Raw genomic sequence first — 26,987 nt, 5'->3', positions numbered from 1 at the left:
TGAGGGTCGCATCGTTTAACTAGTTTCGGCGCGCCCGAACGGCGAGGCCCCACAGGGTGACCCTGAATAACGCCTCCGCAACGATGCCGAGGTGCATCTTGGAGCGCCCGGCCGCGCGTTCGGTGAAGACGATGGGATGCTCCACGACGGCGCTCCCCGCGCGCTCGATGCGCCACGCCATCTCGACCTGGAAGCAATAGCCCTGGGACGAGACGGCGGAGAGATCGAGCGAACGCAGCGCATCCGCCCTGAACACCCGGTAGCCCGAGGTGAGGTCGCGCACGCGCGACCGGAGCATCCGCCTGGCGTAGGCGTTGCCCACGCGCGAAATCGCCTGGCGCAGCCACGGCCAGTGCAGCACGCGACCGCCGGGAACCCACCGCGAGCCGATCACGAGGTCGGCGCCGTCGCGGGCGGACTCGAGCATGGGCAACAACTCGACCGGATCGTGGGAGCCGTCGGCATCCATCTCGACGACAAAGCGATATCCGGCCGCCTCCGCGCGCGCGAATCCGGCCCGATACGCGACCCCCAGCCCCTCTTTGCCGCGCCGGTGCAGCACGGAGACCGAGGCATCGCCCGCCGCGAGCTCGTCGGCCAACGCACCGGTGCCGTCGGGGCTCGCGTCGTCGACGATGAGCACGTCCGCGTCGGGCACAGCCTGACGCAGCCGGCCGAGAAGCGACGGCAGGCTCTCCGCCTCGTTGTAGGTGGGCACGATCACGAGAACGTCAGCCACGGCGCGTCCTTCGCGCGAGCGTCAGCAGGAGACCGAGCACCAGGCCGGATACCCCGATGCCGCAGGCCAGCCACTCGACGGCCGGACCGATCGCCATTGCCGGCGTCACGGTAGACGACAGCGGCACGTTCTCGAGCATCGCCCCCGCCCTGTAGTCGGGCAGTTGGGCGATGACGCGTCCATCGGGAGCGAACATGCCGCTCATGCCCACCGTCGAGATGTTGACCACGCTGCGACCGGTCTCGATCGCGCGGAGTCTGGCGATCGCGATCTGCTGGCGCGACTCGTCGCTGTGGCCGAAGTCGGCGTTGTTTGTCGGGGCCAGGATGAGCTGCGCTCCCCCGCTGATCATCTGCCGCACGAGCGAGTCGTCGACGATGTCGAAGCAGATCGCCACCCCGGCCTTGATGCCGTTGATGTCGAAGACGTTCGAGCGCTGGCCGAAGGAGTAGTCGCGCGGCACCATGTCGAGCAGATCCGGTGCCAGCGGGTACCAGAAGGCGCGATCCGGCAGATATTCGGCAAACGGCACGGGATGGATCTTGTCGTACTGCTGTACGGAGCCCTTGCCCGACTTCCAGAGCAGCAGGCTGTTGAACACGCGACCCTTGTCGTCTTCGGTGATCGTGCCCGTGACGAGCGGGGCGCCCATGCGCTGGGTGACGAAGTCGAGCACCTGGGCCGACTGCGGGTTACGGAGCGGGTCGACGTCGGCCGCGTTCTCTGGCCAGACCACGACATCCGCCTTCTTGCCGAACAGCGGCACGGTCGCCTGCAGGTGGTCGTCGAGCGTCGTGCCGGGCGGATGCTGTGCGAAGAGGCCGGCATCCGCGTTTCCCTGCACCGCGGCCACCCGCATCGTGCCGGAGGACTGCACGGGCCACGCCGGGATCGCCACCAGCGCGAGCGCCGCAGCGGTGGCGACGATCCCCCGCACGGGCCAGTCGAAACCGACCTCGAGCAGCAACTGCAGCGCGAGGGCGCTCACCCACGCGAGGAGGAAGCTCAGCCCCGAGACTCCGACCCAGGTGACGAGCGTCGCAAACGGACTGTCGGACTGCGAGAAGGCGAGCCTGCCCCAGGAGAAGCCGCCGTAGGGCCAGACGCTCGTGACGGCCTCGCGCAGGGTCCACAGTCCCGCGAGCACGAGCGGGATGCCGGCGATGCGTGAGGCGCGGGTTGTCCAGATGAGGGGCGCCCACCGCCAGGCCAGCGACATCAGCATCGCTCCGAGCGCGAAAAAGATTGCCTCGAGGCCCGCCAGCGCCAGCCAGGGAATCGGGCCCAGGTACACGGTGAGCCACAGGATGTGGCAGCCGAAGAACGCGAAGCCGGCGATGAGCCCGATGAGGAGGGAGCCCGCGACGCTGCGACCGCGCAGCGACCAGAGGATCATGCCGGTGCCGAGGAAGATCAGCGGCCACCAGCCCAGCACGGGAAACGCTCCGGCATTCACTCCCCCACCGAGAGCGGCTGCGGCTGCGGCCCAGGCCAGCGACAGCGGCGGTCTCGGTCTGGGGTGCACTAGGACAGCCTAGATTGTCGCGACGGGGAGAGTTCTGGCACCGCGGGTCTTACGCGACGCTCGAGTACGCGACGATGCCGCGCCTGATCGCTTCCAGCGCCGCGCGCGCGTTTCGCGCGACCGTGGCGCTCGCGACGAGCGAGATCTGGTCGAGAAGGTCGATCGTCTGCTTGCACATCCGCACGAAGTCGCCCGCCGCGAGGTCTGCGTCGCTCAGCACGGAATCGAGGTGTGCGCCCTGCGCCCAGCGATTCATCGCGAGCGCGAGCCCGGTGGAGAGCGGGTTGCTGCCCGGCAGCCTGTGCTCCTGCTCGAGGTCGTCGAGCCTGCTCCAGAGCTCAGTGGTTTTCTCGAGCGCCGGTCGGAACGCACCCTTCGGCAGGTAACGATCGGATGGCTGTCCCTCGTCGCGTCGCGGCTCGTACACGAGCGTCGCGGCCATCGCGGCGAGAGCGGCCGGGTCGAGGTCGTTCCAGACATTGCGACGCAGGCACTCCGCGACGAGCAGGTCGCGCTCGCCGTAGATGCGGCGCAGGATTCTGCCGTGCGGCCCGACGGTGACGGTGCCGTCGGAGTCCCGCACGAGATAGCCGAGCTCGAGCAGCACCTCGCTGACGCGATCGAAGACCTTGGCTACGGCGCCGGTGCGGGACCTGATCTGCCGGCTGAGATCATCCGTCTGCTTCTTCAGCTTCCACCAGCGCTCCGCCCACCTGGCGTGGGACTCGCGATCCCGACAGCCGTTGCACGGATGCTGCTTGAGGCGCCTGCGGAGTTCGGCGAGTTTGCGCTGACGCTTCTCCCGAGCGGCGCGAGACTGCTGCTGGTCCCCCCGCAGCGCGCCCTTGCGTTCGAGGTCGGTGAGTTCCCGCCGGATGCCGGAGTACTCGGCGAAGTCGCCCAGGTGGCACTGCATCGACTTCGCATATCCGGCGAGCGATTCCTCCTGGCTGCGCACCTTGCGGGCGAGGTCGACGACGGCGCGATCCGCCTGGAACTGGGCGAAGGATGACTCCAGCACCTCCCGAGTGCGGTCACGACCGAACTGCTCGATCAGGTTGACGGCCATGTTGTAGGTGGGGCTGAAACTCGAGTTGAGCGGATAGGTGCGCCGGGATGCGAGGGAGGCGACGGCCTGCGGGTCGAGACCCTCCTGCCACTGGATGACCGAGTGTCCCTCCACGTCGATGCCGCGGCGGCCTGCCCGGCCGGTGAGCTGGGTGTACTCCCCCGGCGTGATCGGCACCCTCGCCTCGCCGTTGAACTTCTCGAGCTTCTCGAGCACGACGGTGCGCGCGGGCATGTTCATGCCGAGCGAGAGCGTCTCGGTGGCGAAGACGACCTTGACGAGCTTGCGCTGGAAGAGCTCCTCGACGACCTCCTTGAAGGCGGGCAGCATGCCCGCGTGGTGGGCCGCGACGCCGCGCTCGAGCCCCCCGAGCCAGTCCCAGTAGCCGAGCACGGCCAGGTCTTCGTCGCGAAGGGTGCGGCAGCGCTCCTCGACGATCTCCCGGATCTCGTCGCGTTCGGTGGTGGTCGTGAGCCGCACGCCGGCCCGGAGTACCTGGCTGACGGCTCCGTCGCATCCGGCGCGGCTGAAGATGAAGAACACCGCGGGCAACAGGTTCTGGGAGTCGAGGAGCTCGACGAGTGCGGCCCGGTCCATCCGCCCGCTCTCGCGCGCCTGCCTCGCGTGGTACCGACCCAGTTCGCTCTGCCGCCTGCCGCCCATCGATCGGCCGCTCGAGGCGGCGAGTCGCACCAGTTCGGGATTGACGCGCGGCATCGTCGCCGGCGCATGGTGTGTGTCGGTTGCTGTGGCATCGAACAGGTTGAGGAGCTTACTGCGCACCAGCACGTGCTGGTCGAGCGGCACGGGGCGCTCCTCGGAGACGACCACCGCGGTGTCTCCGCGCACGGCCTGCAGCCAGTCGCCGAACTCCTCGGCGTTCGACACCGTCGCGCTGAGCGAGACCAGGCGCACGTGCTGGGGAAGGTGGATGATGACCTCCTCCCACACGGCGCCGCGGAAGCGGTCTGCGAGATAGTGCACCTCGTCCATCACCACGAAGGCGAGTTCGCCGAGGAGGTCGGAGTCCGCGTAGAGCATGTTGCGCAGGACCTCGGTCGTCATCACCACGATGCGGGCCTGCGAGTTGATGTTGGTGTCGCCCGTGAGCAGGCCCACCTCATCCGGCCCGTATTCGGCGAGGAACTCCTGGTACTTCTGGTTGCTCAGCGCCTTCATCGGCGCGGTGTAGAACACCTTTGCCCGGGGCCGCTGCATGGCCAGGTAGACCGCGAACTCGGCAACGATCGTCTTGCCGGCGCCGGTGGGCGCGGCGACGAGCACGCTCTTGCCCTCCTCGAGAGAGCCGCAGGCGCTCAGCTGGAAGGCGTCAAGGTCGAACGCAAGCCTGCTGCGAAAGTCCTCAAGCTGCGGCAGCGAACTGCGGTTACGGGACGCTGCATAGCGCTCTGCGGGTGAGAGCTCCTGCGTCATGCGGCGGCTGTGTCGTACTCGTTTTCGAGCGCTGCCGCGCGTTTAGCCGCTGCCCGGTCGTGCAGGAAGGCGATGCCGACGGCGATGAAGTACAGCATGATGATCGGGATCGCCAGGAGGAACATCGAGATGACGTCGGCCGAGGGCGTGGCGATTGCACAGAAGACGATGATGACGAGGATGGCCCAGCGCCACGCCTTGAGGATCGCCTTGGCGGACAGGATGCTCATGAAGTTCAGGAGCACGAGGAACACCGGGAGGATGAAGGCGAGGCCCACGGCAAGGATGAGCTTGACCGCGAATCCGAAGTAGTCCTTGGCGTCGAGGAAGTTCGCGTCCTGGCTGGAGACGAAGGAGTTCAGGAGCAGGAACATGTGCGGCAGCACGAGCCAGCCGGCCGCGCATCCGGCGAGGAACAGCGGAACCGTCGAGAAGAAGAAGCCGAAGGTGTACTTCTTCTCGCGCCCGGTGAGGCCGGGGACCAGGAAGGCGAAGATCTGGTAGAGCCAGATGGGGCTCGATGCGATGATGCCCACGAAGAACGCGATCTGAAGGTGAAGATCGAACGCTGCCGTCGCGCCCGAGTAGTTGAGCAGCGTCTTGACGCCGTGTTCCTTGCTTGCGGCGAGGATCGGTTGGCGAAGCGCATCGAGCACATAGTCGCCCACGAAAAATCCGCCGACGGAAAACAGGAGAATCGCGCCCGCAGAGCGAAAGAGTCTCTTGCGAAGCTCAACCAGATGCTGGCGGAGCGACATGCGGCCTTCGCTTTGTGCGCCTCGCTTGGTGCGCGCAGCCACGGAAACTACGACTTGGGCTTGGACTCTGCGGAGTCCGCATGAGCTGCGTCGGTGCTCGCGGTGCTTGCCTCGGCGTCAGTGGGAAGCTTCTTGCCGTTTTCGTCGGTCTTCATCTCATTCTTGAAGACCTTCATCGACTGGCCAACGCCCTTGGCTAGCGCGGGAAGTCTCGTTGCACCGAACAGCAACAGGATAATCAGCGCAATGATCAGAAAGTGCCATCCGGTCAAACCAGCCACGGTGCTACGTCCTTAGGATCGGGAACAACAATTCGAATCAGTTTACCGTGCTTTTCAGGGACCCGGTGTCACGAACGAGGAACGTTTGCCGCGCCTGAAACTAGCTCTCGTAGCGGGCAGCGCCGGCGGCCGCCCACTCCGCCACCATCCGTCGTGCCTCGGGTGGTTCGACCACGCTGACGAGGCCCGGGAGCGCCGCAACGAGCCGCTTGAGCCCGTGGTAGTGCGATACGCGGACGGTGGTGCGCACGCGTCCGTCCCGCTCGACAGAACTCGCGGCCTCGGGAATGTAGTCGGCGAGCAGGGGCAGCGCTCCGGGCGCGACGTCGATCGTCACCATGCGGTCGTCAGCCGAGCCCTCGAAGAGCTTCTCGGAGAGCTTCACCTCGTCGGCGTGATAGCTGATCGGCTCGCTCGTGGTCTGCGGGTTGCTGATGCGGTCGAGCCGGAAGGTGCGCACGGCCTCGCGCAGGTGGCACCACGCGCGCAGGTACCAGTCGGCATCCAGAGACTCGATGCGCAGCGGATCGACCCTGCGGTGCTCGTGCTCCCCGCGGGAATCGAGGTAGTCGAACTCGAGCTGCACACCCGCCGCGACGGACTCTCGGATGATCGCGAGGGTCGCATCCGTCTCGGAGTCTTCGACAGCGAGCTGGCTCGGCGGCGCCGATGCCCCGCGAGAGAGCTTGGCCATGAGCGAGGCGATCGCGGCGCGGTCCGCGTGCTCCGGCAGCGCGGAAAGGTACTGGAGGCCCGCGATGAGCGCGGCGGCCTCGCGACCCGAAAAGCGGGGCGAATCATCGATCGCGACCAGGTGGGTGAGCACGATCTGGTCGTTGTCTTCGAAGTCATCCCAGGCGAGGTCGAAGAGGTCGCCGTGCTGGTACTGGCCCGTCTCGCCTGGTATGCCGGAGACGGCAATCAGCCTGACCGCCTCGCGCACCTCCTCCTCGGGAACCGAGAAGTGACTGGCGACCTCGCCAACGCTGATGCGCTCGTGGTCCATGAGGAAGGGAACGAGCGAGAGCAGGAAGGCGAGCTTGTCCTGCGCCTGCAGTGGTCCACGCCGCTCAGCCATTGCTGCCGCCCTCCGACATGTGCTCCTGCGCGACGAGACGCAGTCGTGCGCTCACCGCGAGCCGCAGCTCCGGCGGCGAGAGCACGAGCACCTCAGGGCCGTAACCCGCCAGTTCGTCGGCGACGATGTTCGCGTCCGAATAGTGCAGCAGCAGGGTGCCGGATGCCGTCGTGCGGGTGCCGCGACGCTTGCGAAGCCTGGCCGCGGCATCCGAGTCTGGAGTGACCTCGACCTCGGCCGTGTGCGAGTTCCACACCTGTTCGAGCTCCGCGAGGGCCGCGCTCGACTGGTCCGTGTCGTCGGGCACGAAGGTCTTGCCCGTCGTGGTCACCTGGCTCACGATGCGGCGCAGAAGGAAGGTCTTGGTGACCCGAGTGTCGGGCTCCAGGGCGTGGAGGTGCCAGCGACCCTGGTGCTGCACGAGCGCGAGCGGCGCGACGGTGCGCACCCGTGCATCCGCCTCGCCTGGCTTGAGATAGGAGAATCGCACGATCTGGTGCTTCTCGAGCGCCGATCGCAGGGGCTCGAACGCGGCATCGCGCACGCGAAGGCTGGGCACGTAACCGAGCACCGGCTCCCCCGTGCCGCCGCCGAGGGAGCGCAGCTTGACGATGGCCCTGCGTGACTCCGCGGAGAGTGAGCCCTCGCGCCAGACCATCGCGGCGAGGCTGAGCAGCGCCGTCTCCTCCGCCGAGAAGGAGATGTCGCTCGGCAACTCGTAGGCTCCGCGCGGGATGCGGTAGCGAAGGTTCTGATTGTTGCCCGCCTGCCCGGGCGCATCGATCGTTTCGAGCGGCACACCGAGCTCGCGAATGTCGTCTTTGTCGCGCTCGAACTGGCGCTCGAGATTGGAGTTGTCGCCCGAGGCGGAGTAGCGCTGGCGATACCCCTGCACCGTGGAGAGGATCTCGTTCTTGCTCAGGCCGGTTTCGGTCGCCAGCAAGGCCAGGACGAGGCTGAAGAGACGCTCCTCGACCGGGACCCTGGGAGAACTGGACTGAGCCACGACAAGATTCTAGTTAGTTGGAGATTCCCAGGATGTCGACGACGAAGATGATCGTGGCATTCGCGGGCACCTCGCCCTGCCCCTTGGCGCCGTAGCCCTCCTTCGGAGGGATGACCAGCAGCACCTGGGAGCCGACCTTCTGGCCGACGAGTCCCTTGACGAAGCCCGCGACGACGGTGTCTTTCGCCACCTTGATCATGACAGCCTGGTTCTTCGTCCAGGTCGAATCGAAGACGCTGCTGGCGTCATCCCAGACCACACCGGTGTACTTCATGACGACCGTGTCGCCCTCGGTGATCTTCTTACCATCGCCCGCCTTGAGCACGTTGACCTTGAGCTTCTTGGGCGCGCTGTGCTGCGGGACGGTGATGCCGGGGCGGCCGTTTGGAGCCAGCACGACCTCGGGCATGCCGGACTGGGACGCCTGTGGGGCACCGTTGGCCTTGGTCAGGAAGGCCTTGGTGATGTCGGCGACGAAGATGACGGAGCCGGGCTTGCCGTCCGCCTTCACGCCACCCGTCTTGGCGCCCGCCTTGTCTGAGGTGGCGATGACGACGCGCGAGCCGACGCGCGAGCACTCGAGTCCGTGGCTGAGGGCCGAGAGGTCGGGCTGGCCGAGGGTGAGCAGGTTCTTGGCGCCCTCGGTGTAGCCGGTCTTGTCGATGACCTTGCCGTCGGCACCATTCAGCAGCGTGGCCTCGAACAGGACCGGCTGGCCGGGCTGCAGCTCGGCGCCCTTGCCCTTGATCAGCTCGGTCTTCTGCGTGGTTTTGGAGGTGATCGGAGTCGGAAAGTCGATCTTGGGCGCGGAGCCGACGGCACCCGTCGCCTTCACGACTGATGAGGCGGCGCCGGAGACCATGGGGTTGTCGCAGCCTTGCGCTCCCCCGCCGGAGCAGGCGGTCAGAGCGGTCAGAACACCGAGGGTTGCGATCAGCGCGAGTGTCTTGCGCACGAATCCTTCTTTCAGTCAGGTCGTGAAGTTTTCCAATTCTAGGCGGACGGTGCGTCCTCGCCCGCCTCCGCACGCATGGCGTGCTCCGCCGCAGACTGGGCCTCTCGAGCGGCCTTGCGCACGCGCTTGGGCGACGCGGTGCGGTCGCCGAGGGCTCCCGGGGTCCAGGCGTCGACATCCGCATCGCTGAAATCGCTCTTCGAGGCGCGGCGCTTGAGTTGCGGCAGGATGACGTCCGGTGCGAGCCTTCTGGCGGTGAGCAGGAAGCCCGTGTGGGCGACCATCCGGTGATCCGGGCGCACCGCGAGCCCCTCGACGTGCCAGCCGCGCACCATGGTCTCCGAGGAGTCTGGTTCGGTGAATAGGCCGCTGTGGCGGATGGCTTCGGCCACCCTCGACAGCTGCGTCACGGTGGCGATGTAGCAGACCAGCACGCCGCCGGGCGTGAGGGCCTCGGCGCAGGCCTCGATGCACTCCCAGGGTGCGAGCATGTCGAGCAGGATGCGGTCGACCGAGCCAGCGGTGACGGATGTCGGCAGCGCCTCCACGAGGTCGCCGACGACGACAGACCAGTTCTGCGGTTCGGCACCGAGGAAGCTCGCGACGTTGCCCTTGGCGACGGCGGCGAACTCCTCCCGCCGCTCGAAGGAGAGGAGCGTGCCTTCGTCGCCTATCGCGCGCAGCAGCCAGAGCGACAGCGCTCCGGAGCCGACGCCGGCCTCGACCACGGTCGCGCCGGGGAAGATGTCGCCGAGCGCGAGGATCTGCGCGGCATCCTTCGGGTAGATGATGGCTGCCCCGCGCGGCATCGACATGACGAAGTCGTTGAGCAGCGGTCGAAGCGCGAGGTATTCGTCATCCGTGGTGCTCGTGACGACGGAGGCGTCGGGCAGGCCGACGAGGGCGTCGTGCTCGATCATGCCGCGGTGAGTGTGGAAGACCTTGCCCGCCTCGAGCGTGATGGTGTTGAGCCTGCCCTTGGGTCCAGTGAGCTGCACCTTGTCGCCGAGTCGGAACGGTCCGCTCTGCCTGCGTTGGGCACCGGCGCTCACGCCGTCACTCCGAGCGAGTCGCGGTACACGGCGAGGAGGTCGTTGAGGGTGCTGCCCTCGAGGGTGTGCCAGATCGTGTGGCCCGGGCCCTCTTCGAGCGGCACGTGGAGGGGCACGCCGATGACGGTCGTGCCCGCGGCGAGGGCCGAGGTGAGGCCCGGAGCAGAGTCTTCGAGCGCGACACATTGCGCGGGGTCGACACCCAGCAGCTCCGCCGCCTTGAGGTACGGCTCCGGATGCGGCTTGCTGTGCGTCACGGTGTCGCCCGCGACGACCGCGTCGAAGGCTTCGAACCCGACGGCGGAGACGACATACTCGGCCATCCGGCGAACCGACATGGTGACGAGTGCGGTGGGAATGCCGGCATCACGCACCGCCTTGAGCAGTTCCCTCGATCCCGGGCGCCACGGCACCTCGGCCTCGATCTGTTCGAGCACCCGGTCGGTGAGGCGCGACACGATCTCGTCGGCGTCGAGCGCGACGCCGCGCTCCTGAAAGATTGCGGCGGACTCCCAGAGACCGTTGCCCACGAGTTGGAGGCCATCCTCGTGGGACCAGGTTCCGCCGAAGGACAGCACCAGCTCCCGCTCGGCGCTCAGCCAGTACGGCTCGGTGTCGATGAGGGTGCCATCCATGTCCCACAGGACGGCGGCCGGATGCTGTTGAGTCACCGCCTGATTCTAGTTGGACGGGCAGCACGTTCTATCCTTGACGGGAGGGTTGAGCCGCCACGGCTTGGGCCAGTGAGGGTATGCGGTGAGCACTAGCGCGGGAATCCTGAGCGGACGGCTGCTCGTCGTCGCGTTCGAGGGGTGGAACGACGCGGGCGAGGCGGCCAGCGGTGTCGTGCGCAGCCTGAAGGACCAGCTTGACCTGTATCCGATCGCGGAGGTGGACGCCGAGGAGTACTTCGACTTCCAGTTCAATCGGCCGACCACGACTCAGGATGAAGACGGCAACCGCATGCTCGTCTGGCCGAACGTGACCATGTACGGTCCAACCTCGCAGCGCCGCAAGAAGGTGCGGCGGCTCGCCGAAGACGCGCAGCTCGACATGAGCGCGGACAACGGCTCGAACATCTACCTCCTCCTCGGCACCGAGCCCTCTCGTGGCTGGCGCACCTTCACAGCCGAGATCATGGCGACCCTGCACGACACGCGCATCAGCGGCATCGTGTTCCTCGGTGCAATGCTCGCCGATGTTCCCCACACGAGGCCGATCTCGGTCTTCGTGACGAGCGAGAACGCGGCCGTGCGCAAGCAGCTCGGGGTGGAGCGCAGCAGCTATGAGGGGCCGGTCGGCATCCTCTCGGTGCTGGGTGAGGCGGCCGAGGCCGCGGGGATTCCGACGGTCTCGATCTGGGCGTCGGTGCCGCACTACGTGCACAACGCTCCCTCTCCCAAGGCCACGCTCGCGATCATCGACAAGCTCGAGGAGATCATCGATGTCGTGATCCCTCGCGGAGATCTGGTGACTGAGTCCGCCGCCTGGGAGAGCGGGATCGACGCGCTCGCCGCGGAGGACGACGACATGGCGACATACATCGCCCAGCTCGAGGCGGCGAGAGACACGGTGGACTCCCCCGAGGCGAGCGGTGAGGCGATCGCCCAAGAGTTCGAGCGCTACCTGCGCAAGCGCGACGGCGGCAAGGGCGACGGCAAGCCCGACGAGCCGTGGCGGCCGTAGCTCGCGTTCCCTGAGCTTGTCGCGTTCCCTGAGCTTGTCGAAGGGCGCTTCGCTCCCCGCCGGCGCGGCCGCCCGATTCTTCGAATCGTTCGGAACCGGCGGCGTGGGCCCAAGCTCAGCGACCGTCGTCAGCGCGGCCCGAGCCCCGTCGCGCCGTCGAGGAGCTCGCGCGCGGCATCGAGGTGCCCGGCGTGCCTCGCCGTCTCCTCGATGAGGTGCAGGGCGATCCAGCGAAGGCTGTCGATGTCCTCCCCCGGCCACTCCCGGTTGTGCTGGCCGACCGGTGCGGTGTCGAGCGACGTGCTCTCCAGTACCTCGTTCGAGATCTCGCACTGTCGACGATAGAAGGCGATGACCGCATCGCTACTGTGCCGGGTCGCGAACGGCGCATCCGGATCGTACGGATCCTCGACCTCATCCGGCCAGCTGTACTCCTCCGACAGTTGGCCGAGGGCGACATCCTGGAACCAGTGCTGCTCGGCGCCGCCCAGGTGCTCGATCATACCGATCGGGGTCCATCCGGAGGGCAGCACCGCGGATCGCAGCTGGGCCTCGTCGAGGCCCTCGATGATCGCCAGTACAGCGTTGCGCTGCTCATCGAGGAAGTGCTGGAGAGTCGTCTTTTCTGACATGCGGACACGCTATCGCGCGGTCCCTGAGCTTGTCGAAGGGGCGCATCGGATGGGCGCTTCGACAGGCTCGCTTCGACAGGCTCAGCGAACGAGTTAGAGGCGGATGCCGAGCAGCGCGTTGATCGCCGCGATGGCCGCGGCGGAGGCCGGCGTCCCCGAGGTGATGGCGTCGTCGATCAGGCGCAGCGCGCCCGGTGCGTCGAGGTCCTCGGCGAGCGTCGTGCGCAGTGTGCCCAGCAGGTCCGTGTCAGCCGTTTCGTCGGCGGACCCAGCCCATGCCTCCCAGCGCGCGAGTCGCTCCTCGGCGTCGGCGAGCTTCGCGTCCGTCCACTCCCAGTCGCTGCGGTAGTGCTCCGCGAGCAGGGCGAGGCGGATGGCCCGCGGGTCGACACCCCGCGCCGTCAGCTGCGAGACGAGCACGAGGTTGCCGAGCGATTTGCTCATCTTCTCGCCCTGGTAGCCGACCATTCCGGTGTGCAGGTAGCTGTCGGCGAGCGGGTGCCCGCTGAGCGCCGCGGCGTGGGCGGCGCTGAACTCGTGGTGCGGGAAGAGCAGGTCTGAGCCGCCGCCGTTGACGGTCAGCGGCGTGGGAAGGAACTCGAGCGCGATGACGGCACATTCGATGTGCCAGCCGGGGCGGCCGCGGCCGACGACAGACTCCCAGGCCGGCTCGCCCATCCGTTCGGCGCGCCAGAGCAGTGGGTCGAGGGCGTCGCGCTTGCCCGCCCGCTCCGGGTCTCCCCCGCGCTCCGCGGAGAGCTGCAGCATCGTCGCGCGGTCGAGATTGCTCTCGGCGCCGAGGTGCCAGGGCGAGCTCGCGGTCGCGGCGGCGTTGTCGAAGTAGAGGTCGGCTGCGGCATCCGGACTGTCGACCGGGTAGGCGATTGCGGCGTCGCGGAGCGTTCGCACGGCATCCGCGACCTGCGGAATCACCTCGGTTACCCCGAGGTAGTACTGCGGCGGCACGATCGACAGCTGCTGCATGTCTGAGCGGAACAGGTCGATCTGGCCGGCCGCGAGCTCGCGCCAGTCCACGCGGGTAGCGGTGGCGCGCTCGAGGAGCGGGTCGTCGACATCCGTGACGTTCTGCGCGTAGCGCACCTCATAGCCGGCATCGAGCCAGAGCCGCACGAGGGTGTCGAAGGCCAGGTACGTCGCGGCGTGCCCGAGGTGGGTGGCGTCGTAGGGCGTGATGCCGCACACGTAGAGCGACGCGACGGGGCTGTCGCCCCGCCCCGCGGATGCCGTGGCCGGCTTGAGCGAGCGGCTCGCGCTGTCGAAAATGCGCGGCACAGGTCCCGTTCCTGGCAGCGCCGGAATGTCGGGCGCGCTCCAGGACTTCACCCTCCGAGCCTAATTGACCGACAGGTGCGTCGCCGACGCCTCCGGCTTCGCATACCGCTGGAAGTCGCGGGCGGCCCTCGGTAGCATGCAGCATGCCCATCGCACTTGAGAATGTCGGGATCGCCGTTCGTGACCTGGAAGCGACGATCTCGTTCTTCACCGACCTTGGTCTTACGGTGGTGGGTCGCGACACGGTCAGTGGCGATTGGGCCGACACCGCTGTCGGCCTTGACGGCAACCACGCGAAGATCGCCATGCTTCAGACGCCGGACGGACATGGACGTCTCGAGCTCTTCGAGTACATCCACCCCGAAGCGATCGAGACGGAACCGACGCTTCCCCATGAGATCGGAATGCACCGGGTCGCTTTCTCAGTCGATGACATAGACGAAGCCATCGCGACAGCGGCGAAGCACGGATGTCACCCACTGCGTGGCGTGGCCGACTATCAGGGCCTCTACAAGCTCTCCTACCTCCGCGGGCCGAGCGGGATCATCGTGATGCTCGCCCAGCAGTTGAAGAAGAGCTGACCTCCGACTTTAGTAGGCCTGAAGCACGCCCGTGAGTAGGAGTACGGCGAGGACGACGCCGACCAGCAGCCGGTAGATCACGAACGGCAGGAACGACCGCTTCGAGATGTAACTCATGAAGAAGGCGATGACCAGAAGGCCGACGACGAACGCGACCGCCGTGGCCACGGCCGTCTCGACACCGTTGAAGACCTCGGGCGTGCAGTGTGCGGCCGCCGAGACGCACGGCTCCTTGATGGACTTGTACAGCTGGTAGAAACCGCTGCCGAGCACCGCGGGGATGGCGAGAAGGAACGAGTATCGCGCCGCTGCCTTGCGCTCGTAGCCCATGAAGAGACCGGCGGTAATGGTGCCGCCCGAGCGTGAGACGCCGGGGATGAGCGCGAGCGACTGGGCGAAGCCGTAGACGGTGGCGTGCGGAATGGTGAGGTCCTTGAGCCTGCGTTTCTTGGCTCCGACGTAGTCGGCGAACCCGAGCAGGATGCCGAAGATGATCATCGTCGCTGCGATGACCCACAGGGAGCGCAGCACGGTTTCGATCTGCGTTTGGAACAGCAGCCCGAGCACGACGATCGGGATGCTGCCGAAGATGATGAACCAGCCGAGCTTCGCGTTGGGATCGTTGCGTGGCACCCGCCCGAACAGCGACCGGAACCAGGTGGAGATGATGCGCACGATGTCGTGCCAGAAGTAGACGACGACTGCGGCCTCGGTGCCTATCTGGATGATCGCGGTGAAGGCGGCTCCCGGGTCTGCGCCAGTGCCGAGTAATTCGCCGATGATACGGATGTGCGCGCTCGACGAGATCGGCAGGAACTCGGTGAGCCCCTGGACGAGGCCGAGGATGATCGCGTTGATGAGGTCCACGGCGGTCCGTTCTGCGAGCTAATAGGTGAGCAGCAGGTCGGTGAGAACCCGCCTGCCAAAGACTAATGCGTCGAGCGGCACGCGCTCGTCAACACCATGGAACATCGCGGGAAAGTCGAGCTCTGCCGGCAGTTTGAGCGGCGCGAACCCGTAGCCCTTGATGCCGAGCTTGCTGAGCGCCTTGTTGTCTGTGCCGCCGCTCAACAGGTACGGCAGCACCGGCGCACCCGGGTCGTGCGCGTTGAGGGTCGCGGTGATGGCGTCGACGAGGGGTCCGTCGAAGGAGGTCTCGAGCCCGATGTCGCGGTGCATGGTGACGATCTCGATGTCTGGACCGATCAGGTCGGCAAGTTCGGCGAGCACGGCATCCTCTTCGCCCGCGAGTGTGCGGATGTCGATCAGGGCCTCGGCCGTGTCGGGGATGACGTTGTGCTTGTACCCGGCGGTGAGCATCGTGGGGTTGGTTGTGGTGCGCAGCGTGGCCTGGATGAAGCCGGCGGCCGTTCCCGTGGCGATGGCCAGCTCATCCGGCCCGACCTTCTGTGGGTCGACGCCGAGGATGCGTGCAATCTCGCCGAGCAGTTCGGTTGTCGTGTCGGTGAGCCGGATGGGCCATTGCCTGTGCCCCACCTTGGCGACGGCCTCGGCGAGGCGGGTGACGGCATTGTCGTGGATGAGGCGCGAGCCGTGGGCGGCCTGCCCGCGCGCGATGAGTTTGGCCCAGACGAGCGACTTCTCGCCCGTCTGCAGCAGGTACGCGCGCTGGTTGTTGAAGGTGATCGAGTAGCCGCCCACCTCGCTGATCGCCTCAGTGGCACCGGCAAAGAGTTCTGGATGCGTATCGACGAGGTGGTGGGAGCCGAGCACTCCCCCGGCTTCTTCGTCGGCAAAGAATGCGATGACGAGGTCTCGCGCGGGCTGGCGGCCGGAACCGAGGATGTCCTGCAGCGCCGTGATCATCATCGCATCCATGTTCTTCATGTCCACCGCCCCGCGACCCCAGAGCATGCCGTCTTTGACGACGCCCTCGAAGGGGTCGACCGACCAGTTGTCGGGCTGGGCGGGAACGACGTCGCTGTGGCCGTGCACGACGAGGGCTGGCTTGCGTTCGTTGGTTGAGCCTGCCGAAACCCCTTCCACCCGCGCGACGACGCTCGTGCGTCCGGGCTCCGAGTCGAAGAGCTGGGGTTTCAGGCCCATCTTCTCGAGGTGCGCTGCCAGGTATTCGGCGGCATCCGTCTCGCCGTTCGATCTGCCTTCGCCGTAATTCGTGGTGTCGAAACGGATGAGATCGCGCGCGATCTGCGCAGTGGCGTCGAGTTCCGGATTTTCTGCGCTGGAGGACATTGCTCCACGGTACCGGTGCGCGGCGCCGCTGTCCCCGCCCCGCCCGCACCGATGGCTGCCGTTTGTCGCCGCGGCGGTCGTTCGCGCGGCAGCCCTCGAGCCAAACGGCAGCCGTCGCGCTCGCCGCACTGTGATCGGCGTGAACCCCCGCCCCGCTCATGCTATTCTCGTACGCGGTCGTCCAAGCGGATGGCTACTGCGCGCGGATGGCGGAAATGGCAGACGCGCTAGCTTGAGGTGCTAGTGCCCGTATAGGGCGTGGGGGTTCAAGTCCCCCTTCGCGCACACATGTCCATACCTCAGGACATCGAGAACCGCTGGGCCCACGGGTCCAGCGGTTCTTGTCGTTTTCGGTCGCCGGTCGCGCTCTCGATCGCATCGAAGATCGCTCGCGCGGTGCGCGGGCGTATGAGGTGGTCGCCGCCGATGATGCGATGCACGGTCACGTTCGGATGTGCTTCGGCGAGCCGGATGCCGGCGGGCAGGATGAACGGATCCGCGGTTCCGAACACGATGTCGATCGGCACTGTCGTCGCCGCGATGTCGTCGATCGTCGACTGGACCTCGATCGCGTGGGCCAGGGACATTTCGAACGCGTTCCAGTTGCTCTCCGTCAGCTCCAACACATCTCGCAGCTGGGGCAGCCGCTCGAGCTCGCGCGCCAACTCCAGCGTGCGGCGCCGGTTGCTTCGAAGTGACTCGTAGATGCGCATCCGCAGGGATCGAACGACGCGGTCGGCTCGCTTGCTCAGCAATTCTGCGGCCGGATAGATCGGAGGGCTCACGAGGATGAGTCGAGCGATTGCCGGATGCCGCGTGGCCGCGTAGCGAGCGGCGATGAGTGCGCCCATTGAATGCCCGACGAGCACGAAGGGGCGTCTGAGGCGCAGTCGCTTCAGCGTGTGCGCGAGGGCGCGAACGTGATCGTCGAGGCTGAAATCGGCCGTGGCATCCGCCGCGGACTTCCCGAAACCGAGGAGGTCGATGGCAACTACCCTGTGCTCGGCGACGAGGAGCGGCATCAGCGCGGCGAAGGTCGTGGACGAGGAGGCGATTCCGTGAAGAAGTACCACGGCGGGTCCGGTTCCTTCGTCGATCGTGACGTGCAGCGGTGCATTCCGGCGACCCCAAGCGGGCAGGACTCGATCAAGAAGCCTTGGCCGCTCTGAACGGCGCGGCGGAGCGAAGTTGATCACATTCAGACTGCAGCCCACCCGCCGTCGTCGGCAAGGATGGCGCCGGATACGTTCGAGGAGTCGTCGCTCAGCAGCCAGGTGATCGCTGCTGCGAGTTCTTCCGGTCGTGCCACCGGCGGAACGGTCGTCTGCAGGAAGGGGCCGAGGCGCTCGCCGGCCCACGCGGACGTGAATGGCGCCTCGATGTTGGTCGCCACCGCTCCAGGGGCCACCGCATTGCAGCGCACACCCTTCGTCGTGTAAAAGAAAGCGGTGCTCTTGGTGAAGCCGTTCACCGCGTGCTTCGACGTCGTGTAGGTGGTGCCCGCTGCGGAGCCGCGCAATCCGGCCTCCGAACTCACGTTGACGATGCTTCCATGCCCGGCGTCCAGCATGAGCGGCAGCACCGCGCGGGTCAAGCGCATCATGGCGGTGAGGTTGACGGCAAGAACGCGATCCCAGGTGTCATCGTCGATCTCGGCGGTGGGCAGGAACCCATCCATGATGCCAGCGACGTTGGCGAGACCGTCGACCTTTCCATGGGCGGCGTCAAGGATTTGCTCGATCACCGCGGAATCCGCGATGTCTCCGGCGACGGTGGTGACTCCGGCGCCCAGCTCAGTCGCCAACGCGGCAAGGCGTGCCTCGACGACGTCGGTGGCGACAACGTGAGCGCCTTCGGCAGCGAGGCGCACGGCCGTCGCGCGCCCGATTCCTGAGCCAGCACCGGTGACGATGACGGTCTTGTTGCTGAAACGGTCTGAGGTTGCCATGGGAGTTCCTTCGGTCTGCCTAGTTCGGGTTTCCTCAACTCTGGCTGGCGAACCGCGTGCTCAGTAGGGTCTAACGACCCAGGCGCGGAGGGAGGATCAATGGCGCTACCGCGTTACTGGTTCAGCTGAGACGCTGACGATGGTGCCGTGAACGTTGCAGACTGCGGCGAGCGTGTTGTAGACCGTGCCGTATTGGCTCAGGTTCCGGTGGAGGAGGTCGATGCGCCGTTCGCTTTCATCCGTGACGATGCGAATGTCGTACTCGATCTCGACAAACTTGGGCGGCCTGTCTTGCCGACGGGCTTGCACGTCAATGTCGGCGCTCACGTAGTTGAACTTCAGGATGGCGCGAGAGCGCTCGAGATTCTTCAGCAGGCAGGCAGTGAAGGCGGCAGCGAGCAACTCGGCCGGGCCAGGCGCCCCGGATGGTCGGTCTGAACCCCAGGTGGAGTCGATCGGCATCACCTGATTGCCGAGCTCGATGGATGCTTCGCCGCCCGATACCCCTTTACCGCGCACTCGGTAGGTCTGAGGTGAGTTGCTCATTGGCTCCCCTGTCTGTCGTGTGGTGCTGCCGGAGCCTGCGGCCGGTAGCTGAAGCGTGCGCCCCTTGATTCCACACAGCAAGGGCCTTTGGACCCTGGGCTCGAACCCCGATGGGTTTTAGCGTGAAGGAGCACGATAGCGGGCTCGCGGCTTAGCGCATATATGCAAATGCATGGAATTTACCCCTGGTGCTCAGGGTTGTAGAGAGAGACGATCAGAACTGACTGGTCGGCACGATAATCGGCGGGACGTCGTCTCGCGAAAGAGAGGGACATCATGGCTAATTTCGAAGGCAAGGTTGCTCTGGTCACCGGAGGCGGATCCGGACTCGGCGAGGCGATCAGCAAGGATCTCGCACAGAACGGTGCGAAGGTCGTCGTGACCGACATCAACCTGGATGCGGCGACACGCGTCGCAGACGAGATCACCGCCGCGGGTGGGCAGGCCGCTCCGTTCCGCGCGAACACCATGGTCGCCGAAGACAGCAAGAAGTCCGTCGACTTCGCCGTCGAGACCTACGGCGCACTCAACTACGCCGTGAACAACGCCGGCATCGGCGGCGCGAGCGCACCGATCGGTGACATCGACCTGGAGGACTGGGACCGCGTCATCGACATCAACCTGAATGGCGTGCTGTATGGGATGCGCTACCAGATTCCGGAGATTCTGAAGGCCGGTGCCGCCGAGGGAGCCATCGTCAACATGGCCTCCATCCACGGAACTGTTGCAGCGCCGGGCAACGCCGCGTACACCGCAGCGAAGCATGCGGTCGTGGGGCTCACCAAGAACGCCGCGGCCGAGTACGGAGCCCAGGGCCTGCGCGTGAACGCTGTGGGACCGGGCTACATTGCGACGCCGCTGCTGGACGCTGCACCCAAGGAGCTCATCGACGGACTCGCGGCGAAGCATCCGCTCGGACGCCTGGGACAGGCACAGGAAGTCGCCAACCTGACGACCTTCCTGCTCTCAGACAAGGCCAGCTTCATGACCGGCTCGTACGTGATCGTCGACGGCGGCTACACCGCCGTCTGAGTCTCGTCCCGGACCGCCACGGCGGTCCGGGACGCTGCTTACGCTTCGCGGGTCTTCGGTGAAGACTGCAGGGTGAGCGCGGGATCGCGCAGCACGACGTCGCCGAGCGCCTCGTCGATCCGGGCCATGAGTTCGGCCGGAATCGTCACATCCGAGGCGACGACGTTCTCCTTGACCTGCTCGGGCCGCGAAGCACCGATGATGGCCGAAGCGATGTTCTCGTTCTGAAGCACCCAGGCGACGGCGAGCTGCGCGAGCGTGAGGTTCAGCTCGGCCGCGATCGGTGCCAGGTTCTGCACGCGAGTGAGGATGTCATCCTGCATCCAGCGAGAGATCATCTCGGCGCCACCCTTCTCATCCGTGGCGCGCGAACCCTCGGGGATTGCTGCGCCCGGCTTGTACTTGCCGGTGAGCACGCCCTGAGCGATGGGCGACCAGACGATTTGCGAGATGCCGAGTTCCTTCGACGTCGGCACGACCTCCGCCTCGATCACCCGGTACAGCGCCGAATACTGCGGCTGGTTGGAGATGAGCTGCACGTTCAGTTCCTTCGCCAGCGCGGCGCCCGCCCGGAGCTGGTCAGCCGTCCACTCGCTGACGCCGATGTACAGCGCCTTGCCCGCACGGACGACATCCGCGAAGGCCTGGAAGGTCTCTTCGAGAGGTGTCTCGTAGTCGAAACGGTGAGCTTGGTAGAGATCGACGTAGTCGGTCTGCAGACGACTCAGGGATCCGTCGATCGACTCGAGAATGTGCTTGCGCGACAAGCCGACATCGTTGTGGCCCTTCGGCCCTGTTGGTCCGAACACCTTGGTGAAGATCTCGAGCGATTGGCGACGCTCGCCCTTGAGGGCTTCCCCGAGAACGGTTTCCGCGGCGGTATTCGCGTAGACGTCAGCGGTGTCGAAGGTGGTGATGCCGTTCTCGATCGCCGCCTTCACGCACTGGGTAGCCGTGTCGTTCTCGACTTGTGAGCCGTGAGTCAGCCAGTTGCCGTAGGTGATTTCGGAGATCTTGAGACCGGAGTTGCCGAGGTATCGAAATTTCATGGCTTCACTCTACGAGCGTGTGCCGAACGAGGGCTGCATGTTCGTGCCCGACAAGGACCTTGGACCCTATGCGCCGGTCGCGGCGAGCTTTACCGTGTGGGAGAGCATTCTGTGAGGAAAGGGAAGACATGTACGAGCGCATTGTGGTTGCGGTAGATGGATCGCCGTTCTCGGAGGAGGTCATCCCCTACGCGTTGGGGATCGCGAAGGCGACCGGTGCAAAGGTCACCCTGCTGCGCATCGCGGAGAAGGGCACTCTCGCCGAGGCCGAAGAGTACCTGCAGATGCTCGCCGCGCTGAACCCGGTCGAAACTCGTGTTGTCGAGAGCCAGCGCAGTGTGCCGGAGGACATTCTTCGGGAAGCGAACAGCACCCCGAACAGCCTCGTAGCGGTAACCTCCCATGGCCGCGGCGGAGTCCTCATCGCGGTGCTCGGCAGCGTTGCCCGCGAGATCGTGCAGGTCAGCCACAACCCCGTGCTCGTCTATCGACCGGAGGAAGAGTCGATCGGTCACGACCCCATCCGCATCACGTCGGTGCTCTTGCCACTCGACGGCAGCGCCCTGTCCGAGAGCATGAAGCCGCAGGCGGCCGAATGGGCGCGTGCCCTCGGCGTGCCTCTGACCGTGGTGCAGGTGCTTCCGTCGACCAAGCGGATGGATTCCCTGCTCGCTTCGTATGACGCGCTCGACAGTTCGTACGTGACGTCGCATGCGACCGACATCGCGAGGGAGTACGGCGTGCAGACGGACTGGGAGGTGCTGCATGGCGACCCGGCGGATGCGATCGCTCGCTACCTCGACGGTCGCCGCGACGTCCTCGCGGTCATGGCGACGCGGGAGCAGAACGTCGTCAAAGCGGCGGTGCTGGGAAGCGTCACCTCCGGAATGGTGCACAAGGCAGGCATACCGATCGTCGTGCAGGCGCCCGCGAGGGCGATGCAGGATGCGGTGTCGAACGTGCGCGCCGAGCGCCGCTAGCCCGCATCCGGCTTCGTCGCAGCTATCAGGAACGCAGCGGCTTCGGGCTGCTGAAACGTGCCGCTCGACGATTCACGTGGTGCGCGGCGCTACGCCTGCGCGCGCCCTGCGGCCGCTCGGCGAGGTGTGCGAAGAACCACTTCTTGGCGGCTTCGACCAGCACGAGATACACCACGGTCAGGCCGATCAGCGTCAGGAAGAATGGCACGGGCAGCGGGTCGAAGCCCAGCACTCCCGCCAGCGGTGAGAGTGGCAGGTAGATGCCCACAGCGACCACCCCCAGAGACGCGACGAGCAGTCCGAGGGATGGCCGGCTGTGCAGGAACGGGACCTTGCGCGTTCGAATGGCGAAGATGATCAGCGTCTGAGTGGCGATGGATTCGACGAACCAGCCGGCACGGAACTCGCCGGGCAGCGCGTGAAAGGCGAAGATCATGAGCGCGAAGGTTGCGAAGTCGAAGAGTGAACTGATCGGACCGAAGACGAGCATGAACCGCCGGATGAAGCCGATGTCCCAGTGCGATGGCGCGACGATCTGTTCCTCATCGACCCGATCGCCGGGGATAGCGAGCTGGCCCGTGTCGTAGAGCAGGTTGTTGAGCAGGATCTGGCCCGGTAGCATCGGGAGGAAGCTCAGCGCCACCGAGGCTGCTGCCGCGCTGAACATGTTGCCGAAATTGCTCGACGTGCCCATCAGCACGTACTTCATCGTGTTGGCGAAGATGCGGCGGCCACCGACCACCCCGTCCGCGAGCACGCCGAGATCTTTGTCGAGCAGCACGATGTCTGCGGCGTCCTTGGCCACGTCGGTCGCGCTGTCCACCGAGATCCCGAGGTCGGCCCGGTGCAGTGCGAGGGCGTCATTGACGCCGTCACCCAGGAACCCGACCGCGCGCCCGCTCGTGCGGAGCGCCGTGATGAGTCTGCCCTTCTGTTCGGGAGAGACGCGGGCGAAGATGCTCGATTGTCGTGCCGCAACCACGAGTTCCTCGTCCGACATCGCGTCAATCTGCGTGCCGCTCAGGGTTCCACCGCTCACGATGCCGAGATCGGTGCAGACCTTCTCGGCGACCCGTGCGTTGTCGCCTGTGGCGATCTTCACGGTGATCCCGAGCGCGGCGAGACGATCCAGCGACTCCTTCGCATCCGCCTTCGGCTGGTCGAGGAACACGATGAACCCTGCGAGGCTGAGCTCCCGCTCATCCGAGACGTTTAGCGTGGTCTGCCCGTTCATCCGGCGGGTGGCCACCGCGACCACGCGCCCTCCCCGATCGAATTCCTGGTCGAGCATGGAGTGCGCCGTCGCAGGCACGTCGCGACAGAGCCGCATGACATCCTCGGGTGCACCCTTCGTGATGAGCATCGCCGGTGCCCCATCGCGGCTGACGAGCGCGCTCGTCATGCGCCTGCGGTGATCGAACGGGATGAGCGCGAGCCGCCGGTAGCTGCCAGCCTGGAAGCTTCGTGCCGCAGGGCACTCCCACAGTGCGGAATCGAGAGGGTTCTGACCCACCGCCGAGACGTGCGCGTCGTAGTCGAGTTCCGTGCACAGCAGGCCGAGGGTGGTCACTTCGTCCGCGGTGGTTGCGGCATCCACCGGAATCGCCTCGGAGAAGCTGATGCTGCCGGCGGTCAGCGTGCCGGTCTTGTCTGTCACGAGCACATCCATGTCGCCCAGGTCTTCGATGCAGACGAGACGCTTCACCAGCACCTTTTGCTTCGCGAGCTGCCGCGTGCCCGTCGCGAGGCAGGTGCTGACAACCGCGGGAAGCAACTGCGGCGTGATGCCGACCGCGATCGCGAGCGAGAACAGCAGGGATTCGAGCGGTGGTCGCTGCAGCAGCAGGTTCGCGATGAAGATCAGGGTCGTGAGCACGATGGCCACCTGGAGCAGGAGGAACGAGAAGCGGCCCAGCCCGTTCTGGAACTCGGTCTGCGGTTGCCGCTCCCCCAGGCCCAGCGCGATCCTGCCGAATTCCGCGCGACTGCCCGTGGCGACGACGACGCCGACTCCGGCACCGCTCTGCACTACGGTGCCCATGAACGCGCACGATGTCAGCTCCGCGAGCGAGGCGCCCGCGGCAACCGCAGCAGGGTCCTTCTCCACCGGCAGTGACTCACCGGTGAGGATGCTCTCGTCGCACAGGAGGTCGTTGCTACTGAGCAGCCGCAGGTCGGCCGGCACCACCGAACCGAGTGCGAGGTGGACGATGTCGCCCGGGACGAGGTCGACCACATCGATCTCGGTGAGCGTTGCATGTCGGGTCACGATAGTGCGATGACTGACCCTCGAGTGCAGTGCCTCGGCGGCGCGTTCGGCACGGAACTCGTTGCCGAAGCCGAGGCCAACGCTCACCACGAGGATCACGCCGATGACGATCGAGTTGGTGGTGTCGTGCAGAAAGAGCGAAGCAATCGCCGTGACGATCAGGAGGATCAGGATGGGGCTTTTCAGCTGCCTGCCGAGCACCGCCCAGGCACCTACCCTGTGGGTGCGAAGGGCGTTCGGTCCCACTGAAGCGAGCCGCTCCCGCGCCTCGTCCTCGGTCAGACCGGCCTCGCGGGATCCCAGCCGAGCGAGCACGTCATCCGGTGGCTCGCTGCCCGCGGCGACAGTCGCGCTCTCACCGCGCGCGGCCGTGTGTGGTGGGGCAGCCTCAGCGCTCACGTGTCACCGCCGTCATGTCCGGCGATACTCATCGTCAGAGCGGCTTCTGGGTGCCGAGTCGCAGCACAGCGGCCTGCGTGCGACGCTGCAGTCCGAGCTTGCTCAGGAGGCTCGAGACATAGTTCTTCACGGTCTTCTCGGCGAGGGCGAGGGTCTCGCCGATCTGCCGATTCGTCATGCCTTCGGCGATCAGGGCGAGCACCTCGTTCTCTCGCTCGCTCAGCGCCTCGAGGCGCGGATCGCCCTCGTGGTCGCTGCGAATGCGCTCGACCACCCTGTGGCCGATCACCGGGCTGATCAGCGATCGACCCGCCGCCACAGCGCGCACGTTCTCGATCAGCCGGTTTCCCCGCACCTCCTTGAGCACATACCCCGAGGCGCCGGCGAGCACGGCGGCGTTGATGGCCTCGTCGTCGTCGTAGGCGGTCAGGATGATGCAACGGATGTCCGGGTCTGCAGAGCGCACGTCCCTGCAGACATCGATGCCGTTGCCATCGGGCAGTCTCATGTCGAGGAGCACGACATCCGGGCGCGTGGCCGCGATGCGGGCCCTGGCCTGCGTGGCGGTGCCCGCCTCGCCGACTACCTCGATATCCGGCTCTGCGGTGCACAGGTCGATCACCCCGCGCCGAACGATCTCCTGATCGTCCACGACGAAGATTCTCATGGCAGATTCTCCCCTCGCTGCTGCTCAGCTGTGTCGTTCACGGGTACGCTCCACAGGATTCGAGTGCGGCCGGGACGCGAGTCGACGGAGCAGTCTCCCCCGCGGTGGAGAGCGCGCTGCTGCAGGTTCGCCAGGCCGCTGCGCCTGCTCGACTCCCCGAGGCCCACGCCGTCATCGGTGACCTCGAGCCTCGCGCGATCCTCCGAGACCGACAGCGTCAGCGACACGTGGTGCGCGGCGGCATGCTTGACGACGTTGGTGAGGGCCTCGCGGGCGACCGCCACCACATCGTCGGCAAGCGCATCCGCGATCACCAGGTCGACGGGGCCGGCGAACTGGATCTGGGGTTCCGGGGGCAGCGCGTGGCCCAGTTCCTCCGCAAGGTCGATGATGCGGTGGCGGACCGTGGGAGTCTCATCCCGCGTTCTCGACAGGGCGAAGATCACGGTGCGGATGCGCGCGATCGTCGAGTCGAGAGTGTCGATCGAGCGATTGACCCGGTCGGCACTCGCTCCGGGTGGCAGCGAACCGGCAACGTTCTGAAGTTCGAGACCCGTAGCGAAGAGCTGCTGGATGACGTGGTCGTGCAGGTCGCGCGCGATGCGTGCCCGCTCCTCGAACAGGAAGACCCGTTGCTGATCGGCGCGCGCCTCGGCGAGCTGCATCGCCACACTGATGCGACCGGCGAAATCGGCAGCCATCTCAAGATCCACGATGGTGAACCGTCCCCCGCCGGGAGCGCGCGAGACGATGAGAGCACCCTGTGCCATTCCCGAGACCATGAGCGGGATGGCCATGGTGGGCCCGGTGGTGCGGCCGGGAGTTGGCGCGAGTGCCGCCGCCTCCGCCTCATCGATGAGTCGCGGCTGTCCCGCTTCGATCACGCTCGCGGCGACAGACCCCGCTGCGGGAAAGACGGTGCCTTCCGGCCCGTCGCCCTCTCGGCTGCGTGCCGTTTCGACGACGAGCTGTTCCGCCGTCTCCGTGGGCCGGATGACGCAGACGAGCTCCGCATCCGCCAGCGCGAGCGTGCGCGACGTGAGCAGGTCGATGAAGATGCCGTGCTCGCTCGACAGCAGCGAAGCCGTGATCTCGGCGGACGCCGCCGCCCATTCCTGCCGCCGCTGCGAATCGGCGAACAGTCGCGCGTTGTCGATCGCAAACCCGGCGGTGGCCGCCAGCGCCGTGATGAGTTGCTCGTCCTCGGTGCTGAACTCCCCCGTGGCGCTGTTGCTCAGGTACAGGTTTCCGTAGACCTCATCCCGCACGCGCACCGGAACGCCGAGAAAGCTGTCCATCGGAGGATGCCCCGCGGGAAGCCCCCGGGAGCGCGAATCCTCGCCGAGGTGCCGAAGCCGAATCGGTCGTCGCTCCTCGGTCAGCGCGCCGATGAGGCCGATGCCCTGCGGTAGCCGGCCGATCGCCGCCACCTCCTCCGCGGACATCCCCACCTGGATGAGCTGTTCGAGGCTTCCGTCCGGCGCGAGAACGCCGAGCGCGCCATACTGGGCGCTCACGAGCTCCACCGCGGTTTCCACGATCCGGCGCAATACGGTCGCGAGGTCAAGGTGTTCGACGACCGCCTGATTCGCCCTGAGGAGCGCGCGCAGGCGACCCTGCGTTGCGGTGACCTGCTTCGCGAGGTCCACGAGCGTGCCCAGGGCCTGATCCAGTTCTCCGCGCGGTGCGTCGGGAAAGGTGAGAATCTCATCCTCGGTCATGCCGTCGTTCCTGTTCCAACCATCCAGACGCTGCGCGCACGTGAGCGGGGTCGCATAGCCAGAGTGTAGCCGC

Annotated in this window: 25 protein-coding genes and 1 tRNA gene; 5 read left to right on the top strand and 21 right to left on the bottom strand. The window is 66.5% G+C overall.

Going from position 1 to position 26,987, the window contains the following annotated elements; all coding sequences use genetic code 11:
* Positions 1-19: 19 nt before the first annotated feature.
* From ABUA37_RS05700 to ABUA37_RS05655, 10 genes are all read right to left on the bottom strand, one after another.
* Complete coding sequence (locus tag ABUA37_RS05700; RefSeq protein ID WP_349898165.1) at positions 20-739, bottom strand: polyprenol monophosphomannose synthase; 720 nt, start codon at positions 737-739, stop codon at positions 20-22.
* Positions 732-2,264 (bottom strand): apolipoprotein N-acyltransferase, encoded by a 1,533-nt coding sequence (lnt, locus tag ABUA37_RS05695; RefSeq protein ID WP_349898164.1) that lies wholly within the window; start codon positions 2,262-2,264, stop codon positions 732-734. Before lnt ends, ABUA37_RS05700 begins: the two co-directional genes overlap by 8 nt.
* 49 nt (positions 2,265-2,313) lie before the next feature.
* Positions 2,314-4,767 carry a DEAD/DEAH box helicase gene (locus ABUA37_RS05690; protein ID WP_349898163.1) on the bottom strand — a complete coding sequence of 818 codons (2,454 nt, stop codon included), beginning with the start codon at positions 4,765-4,767 and terminating at the stop codon, positions 2,314-2,316.
* The gene (gene tatC / locus ABUA37_RS05685) at positions 4,764-5,525 is read right to left on the bottom strand and encodes a twin-arginine translocase subunit TatC (protein ID WP_349898162.1); all 762 of its coding nucleotides are present in this window, start codon (positions 5,523-5,525) and stop codon (positions 4,764-4,766) included. Before tatC ends, ABUA37_RS05690 begins: the two co-directional genes overlap by 4 nt.
* Before the next feature lie 47 nt (positions 5,526-5,572).
* The gene (gene tatA / locus ABUA37_RS05680; RefSeq protein ID WP_349898161.1) at positions 5,573-5,806 is read right to left on the bottom strand and encodes a twin-arginine translocase TatA/TatE family subunit; all 234 of its coding nucleotides are present in this window, start codon (positions 5,804-5,806) and stop codon (positions 5,573-5,575) included.
* Positions 5,807-5,906: 100 nt separating this feature from the next.
* A complete protein-coding gene (locus tag ABUA37_RS05675) occupies positions 5,907-6,884 on the bottom strand; it encodes a helix-turn-helix transcriptional regulator (protein ID WP_349898160.1) in 978 nt (325 codons plus the stop codon).
* Positions 6,877-7,890: a helix-turn-helix transcriptional regulator gene (locus ABUA37_RS05670; protein WP_349898159.1), complete on the bottom strand. Its 1,014-nt coding sequence runs from the start codon at positions 7,888-7,890 to the stop codon at positions 6,877-6,879. The genes ABUA37_RS05675 and ABUA37_RS05670 overlap by 8 nt, the downstream gene beginning before the upstream one ends.
* Positions 7,891-7,903: 13 nt before the next feature.
* On the bottom strand, positions 7,904-8,845 hold the full coding sequence (locus tag ABUA37_RS05665; protein ID WP_349898158.1) for an FKBP-type peptidyl-prolyl cis-trans isomerase: 942 nt from the start codon (positions 8,843-8,845) through the stop codon (positions 7,904-7,906).
* A 38-nt stretch (positions 8,846-8,883) separates the two neighbouring features.
* Positions 8,884-9,897, bottom strand: a complete 1,014-nt coding sequence (locus ABUA37_RS05660) for a tRNA (adenine-N1)-methyltransferase (protein ID WP_349898157.1) — start codon at positions 9,895-9,897, stop codon at positions 8,884-8,886.
* Positions 9,894-10,568: an HAD family hydrolase gene (locus ABUA37_RS05655; RefSeq protein WP_349898156.1), complete on the bottom strand. Its 675-nt coding sequence runs from the start codon at positions 10,566-10,568 to the stop codon at positions 9,894-9,896. Before ABUA37_RS05655 ends, ABUA37_RS05660 begins: the two co-directional genes overlap by 4 nt.
* 85 nt (positions 10,569-10,653) lie before the next feature.
* Between ABUA37_RS05655 and ABUA37_RS05650 the strand changes: the two genes are divergently transcribed.
* Positions 10,654-11,583 (top strand): proteasome assembly chaperone family protein, encoded by a 930-nt coding sequence (locus tag ABUA37_RS05650; protein ID WP_349898155.1) that lies wholly within the window; start codon positions 10,654-10,656, stop codon positions 11,581-11,583.
* A 128-nt stretch (positions 11,584-11,711) separates the two neighbouring features.
* On the opposite strand, the gene ABUA37_RS05645 is transcribed toward ABUA37_RS05650, so the two are convergent.
* Together ABUA37_RS05645 and mshC are read right to left on the bottom strand one after the other, a co-directional pair.
* Positions 11,712-12,215 (bottom strand): DinB family protein, encoded by a 504-nt coding sequence (locus ABUA37_RS05645; protein WP_349898154.1) that lies wholly within the window; start codon positions 12,213-12,215, stop codon positions 11,712-11,714.
* A gap of 93 nt (positions 12,216-12,308) precedes the next feature.
* A complete protein-coding gene (gene mshC, locus ABUA37_RS05640) occupies positions 12,309-13,559 on the bottom strand; it encodes a cysteine--1-D-myo-inosityl 2-amino-2-deoxy-alpha-D-glucopyranoside ligase (RefSeq protein WP_349898153.1) in 1,251 nt (416 codons plus the stop codon).
* 92 nt (positions 13,560-13,651) lie between these two features.
* On the opposite strand from mshC, the gene ABUA37_RS05635 reads away from it, so the two are divergent.
* Positions 13,652-14,089 (top strand): VOC family protein, encoded by a 438-nt coding sequence (locus ABUA37_RS05635; protein ID WP_349898152.1) that lies wholly within the window; start codon positions 13,652-13,654, stop codon positions 14,087-14,089.
* Between the two features lie 9 nt (positions 14,090-14,098).
* Here ABUA37_RS05635 and ABUA37_RS05630 read toward each other — a convergent pair whose 3' ends face one another.
* Both ABUA37_RS05630 and ABUA37_RS05625 read right to left on the bottom strand, forming a co-directional pair.
* Positions 14,099-14,956: an undecaprenyl-diphosphate phosphatase gene (locus ABUA37_RS05630; protein WP_349898151.1), complete on the bottom strand. Its 858-nt coding sequence runs from the start codon at positions 14,954-14,956 to the stop codon at positions 14,099-14,101.
* An 18-nt stretch (positions 14,957-14,974) separates the two neighbouring features.
* The gene (locus ABUA37_RS05625; RefSeq protein WP_349898150.1) at positions 14,975-16,303 is read right to left on the bottom strand and encodes a M20/M25/M40 family metallo-hydrolase; all 1,329 of its coding nucleotides are present in this window, start codon (positions 16,301-16,303) and stop codon (positions 14,975-14,977) included.
* A gap of 200 nt (positions 16,304-16,503) precedes the next feature.
* Here ABUA37_RS05625 and ABUA37_RS05620 point away from each other — a divergent pair.
* Positions 16,504-16,588, top strand: a tRNA-Leu gene (locus ABUA37_RS05620).
* A 14-nt stretch (positions 16,589-16,602) separates the two neighbouring features.
* Here ABUA37_RS05620 and ABUA37_RS05615 read toward each other — a convergent pair.
* The 3 genes from ABUA37_RS05615 to ABUA37_RS05605 all read right to left on the bottom strand — a co-directional run bounded on the left by ABUA37_RS05615 (position 16,603) and on the right by ABUA37_RS05605 (position 18,797).
* Complete coding sequence (locus ABUA37_RS05615) at positions 16,603-17,376, bottom strand: alpha/beta fold hydrolase (RefSeq protein WP_349898149.1); 774 nt, start codon at positions 17,374-17,376, stop codon at positions 16,603-16,605.
* Positions 17,377-17,501: 125 nt separating this feature from the next.
* On the bottom strand, positions 17,502-18,251 hold the full coding sequence (locus tag ABUA37_RS05610; protein ID WP_349898148.1) for an SDR family NAD(P)-dependent oxidoreductase: 750 nt from the start codon (positions 18,249-18,251) through the stop codon (positions 17,502-17,504).
* A gap of 105 nt (positions 18,252-18,356) precedes the next feature.
* A complete protein-coding gene (locus ABUA37_RS05605; protein ID WP_349898147.1) occupies positions 18,357-18,797 on the bottom strand; it encodes an OsmC family protein in 441 nt (146 codons plus the stop codon).
* A 276-nt stretch (positions 18,798-19,073) separates the two neighbouring features.
* Between ABUA37_RS05605 and ABUA37_RS05600 the strand changes: the two genes are divergently transcribed.
* Positions 19,074-19,829, top strand: a complete 756-nt coding sequence (locus ABUA37_RS05600) for an SDR family NAD(P)-dependent oxidoreductase (RefSeq protein ID WP_349898146.1) — start codon at positions 19,074-19,076, stop codon at positions 19,827-19,829.
* A gap of 38 nt (positions 19,830-19,867) precedes the next feature.
* Here ABUA37_RS05600 and ABUA37_RS05595 read toward each other — a convergent pair whose 3' ends face one another.
* On the bottom strand, positions 19,868-20,878 hold the full coding sequence (locus ABUA37_RS05595) for an aldo/keto reductase family protein (protein ID WP_349898145.1): 1,011 nt from the start codon (positions 20,876-20,878) through the stop codon (positions 19,868-19,870).
* 128 nt (positions 20,879-21,006) lie between these two features.
* Between ABUA37_RS05595 and ABUA37_RS05590 the strand changes: the two genes are divergently transcribed.
* Positions 21,007-21,858: a universal stress protein gene (locus tag ABUA37_RS05590; RefSeq protein ID WP_349898144.1), complete on the top strand. Its 852-nt coding sequence runs from the start codon at positions 21,007-21,009 to the stop codon at positions 21,856-21,858.
* 25 nt (positions 21,859-21,883) lie between these two features.
* On the opposite strand, the gene mgtA is transcribed toward ABUA37_RS05590, so the two are convergent.
* From mgtA to ABUA37_RS05575, 3 genes are read right to left on the bottom strand one after another with little or no spacing between them, the layout of a single operon-like run.
* Positions 21,884-24,526 carry a magnesium-translocating P-type ATPase gene (mgtA, locus tag ABUA37_RS05585; RefSeq protein WP_349898143.1) on the bottom strand — a complete coding sequence of 881 codons (2,643 nt, stop codon included), beginning with the start codon at positions 24,524-24,526 and terminating at the stop codon, positions 21,884-21,886.
* Positions 24,527-24,560: 34 nt separating this feature from the next.
* Positions 24,561-25,193, bottom strand: coding sequence for a response regulator transcription factor (locus ABUA37_RS05580; RefSeq protein WP_349898142.1), 633 nt, complete (start codon positions 25,191-25,193; stop codon positions 24,561-24,563).
* Positions 25,190-26,914: a sensor histidine kinase gene (locus tag ABUA37_RS05575; RefSeq protein ID WP_349898141.1), complete on the bottom strand. Its 1,725-nt coding sequence runs from the start codon at positions 26,912-26,914 to the stop codon at positions 25,190-25,192. Before ABUA37_RS05575 ends, ABUA37_RS05580 begins: the two co-directional genes overlap by 4 nt.
* Positions 26,915-26,987: the final 73 nt, after the last annotated feature.

The sequence above is a fragment of the Parafrigoribacterium soli genome (assembly GCF_040227235.1).
Taxonomy (GTDB): Bacteria; Actinomycetota; Actinomycetes; order Actinomycetales; family Microbacteriaceae; genus Parafrigoribacterium_A; species Parafrigoribacterium_A soli.
Note: the sequence above shows the minus strand (reverse complement) of the source record. Positions and strands in the feature narration are given on the sequence as shown.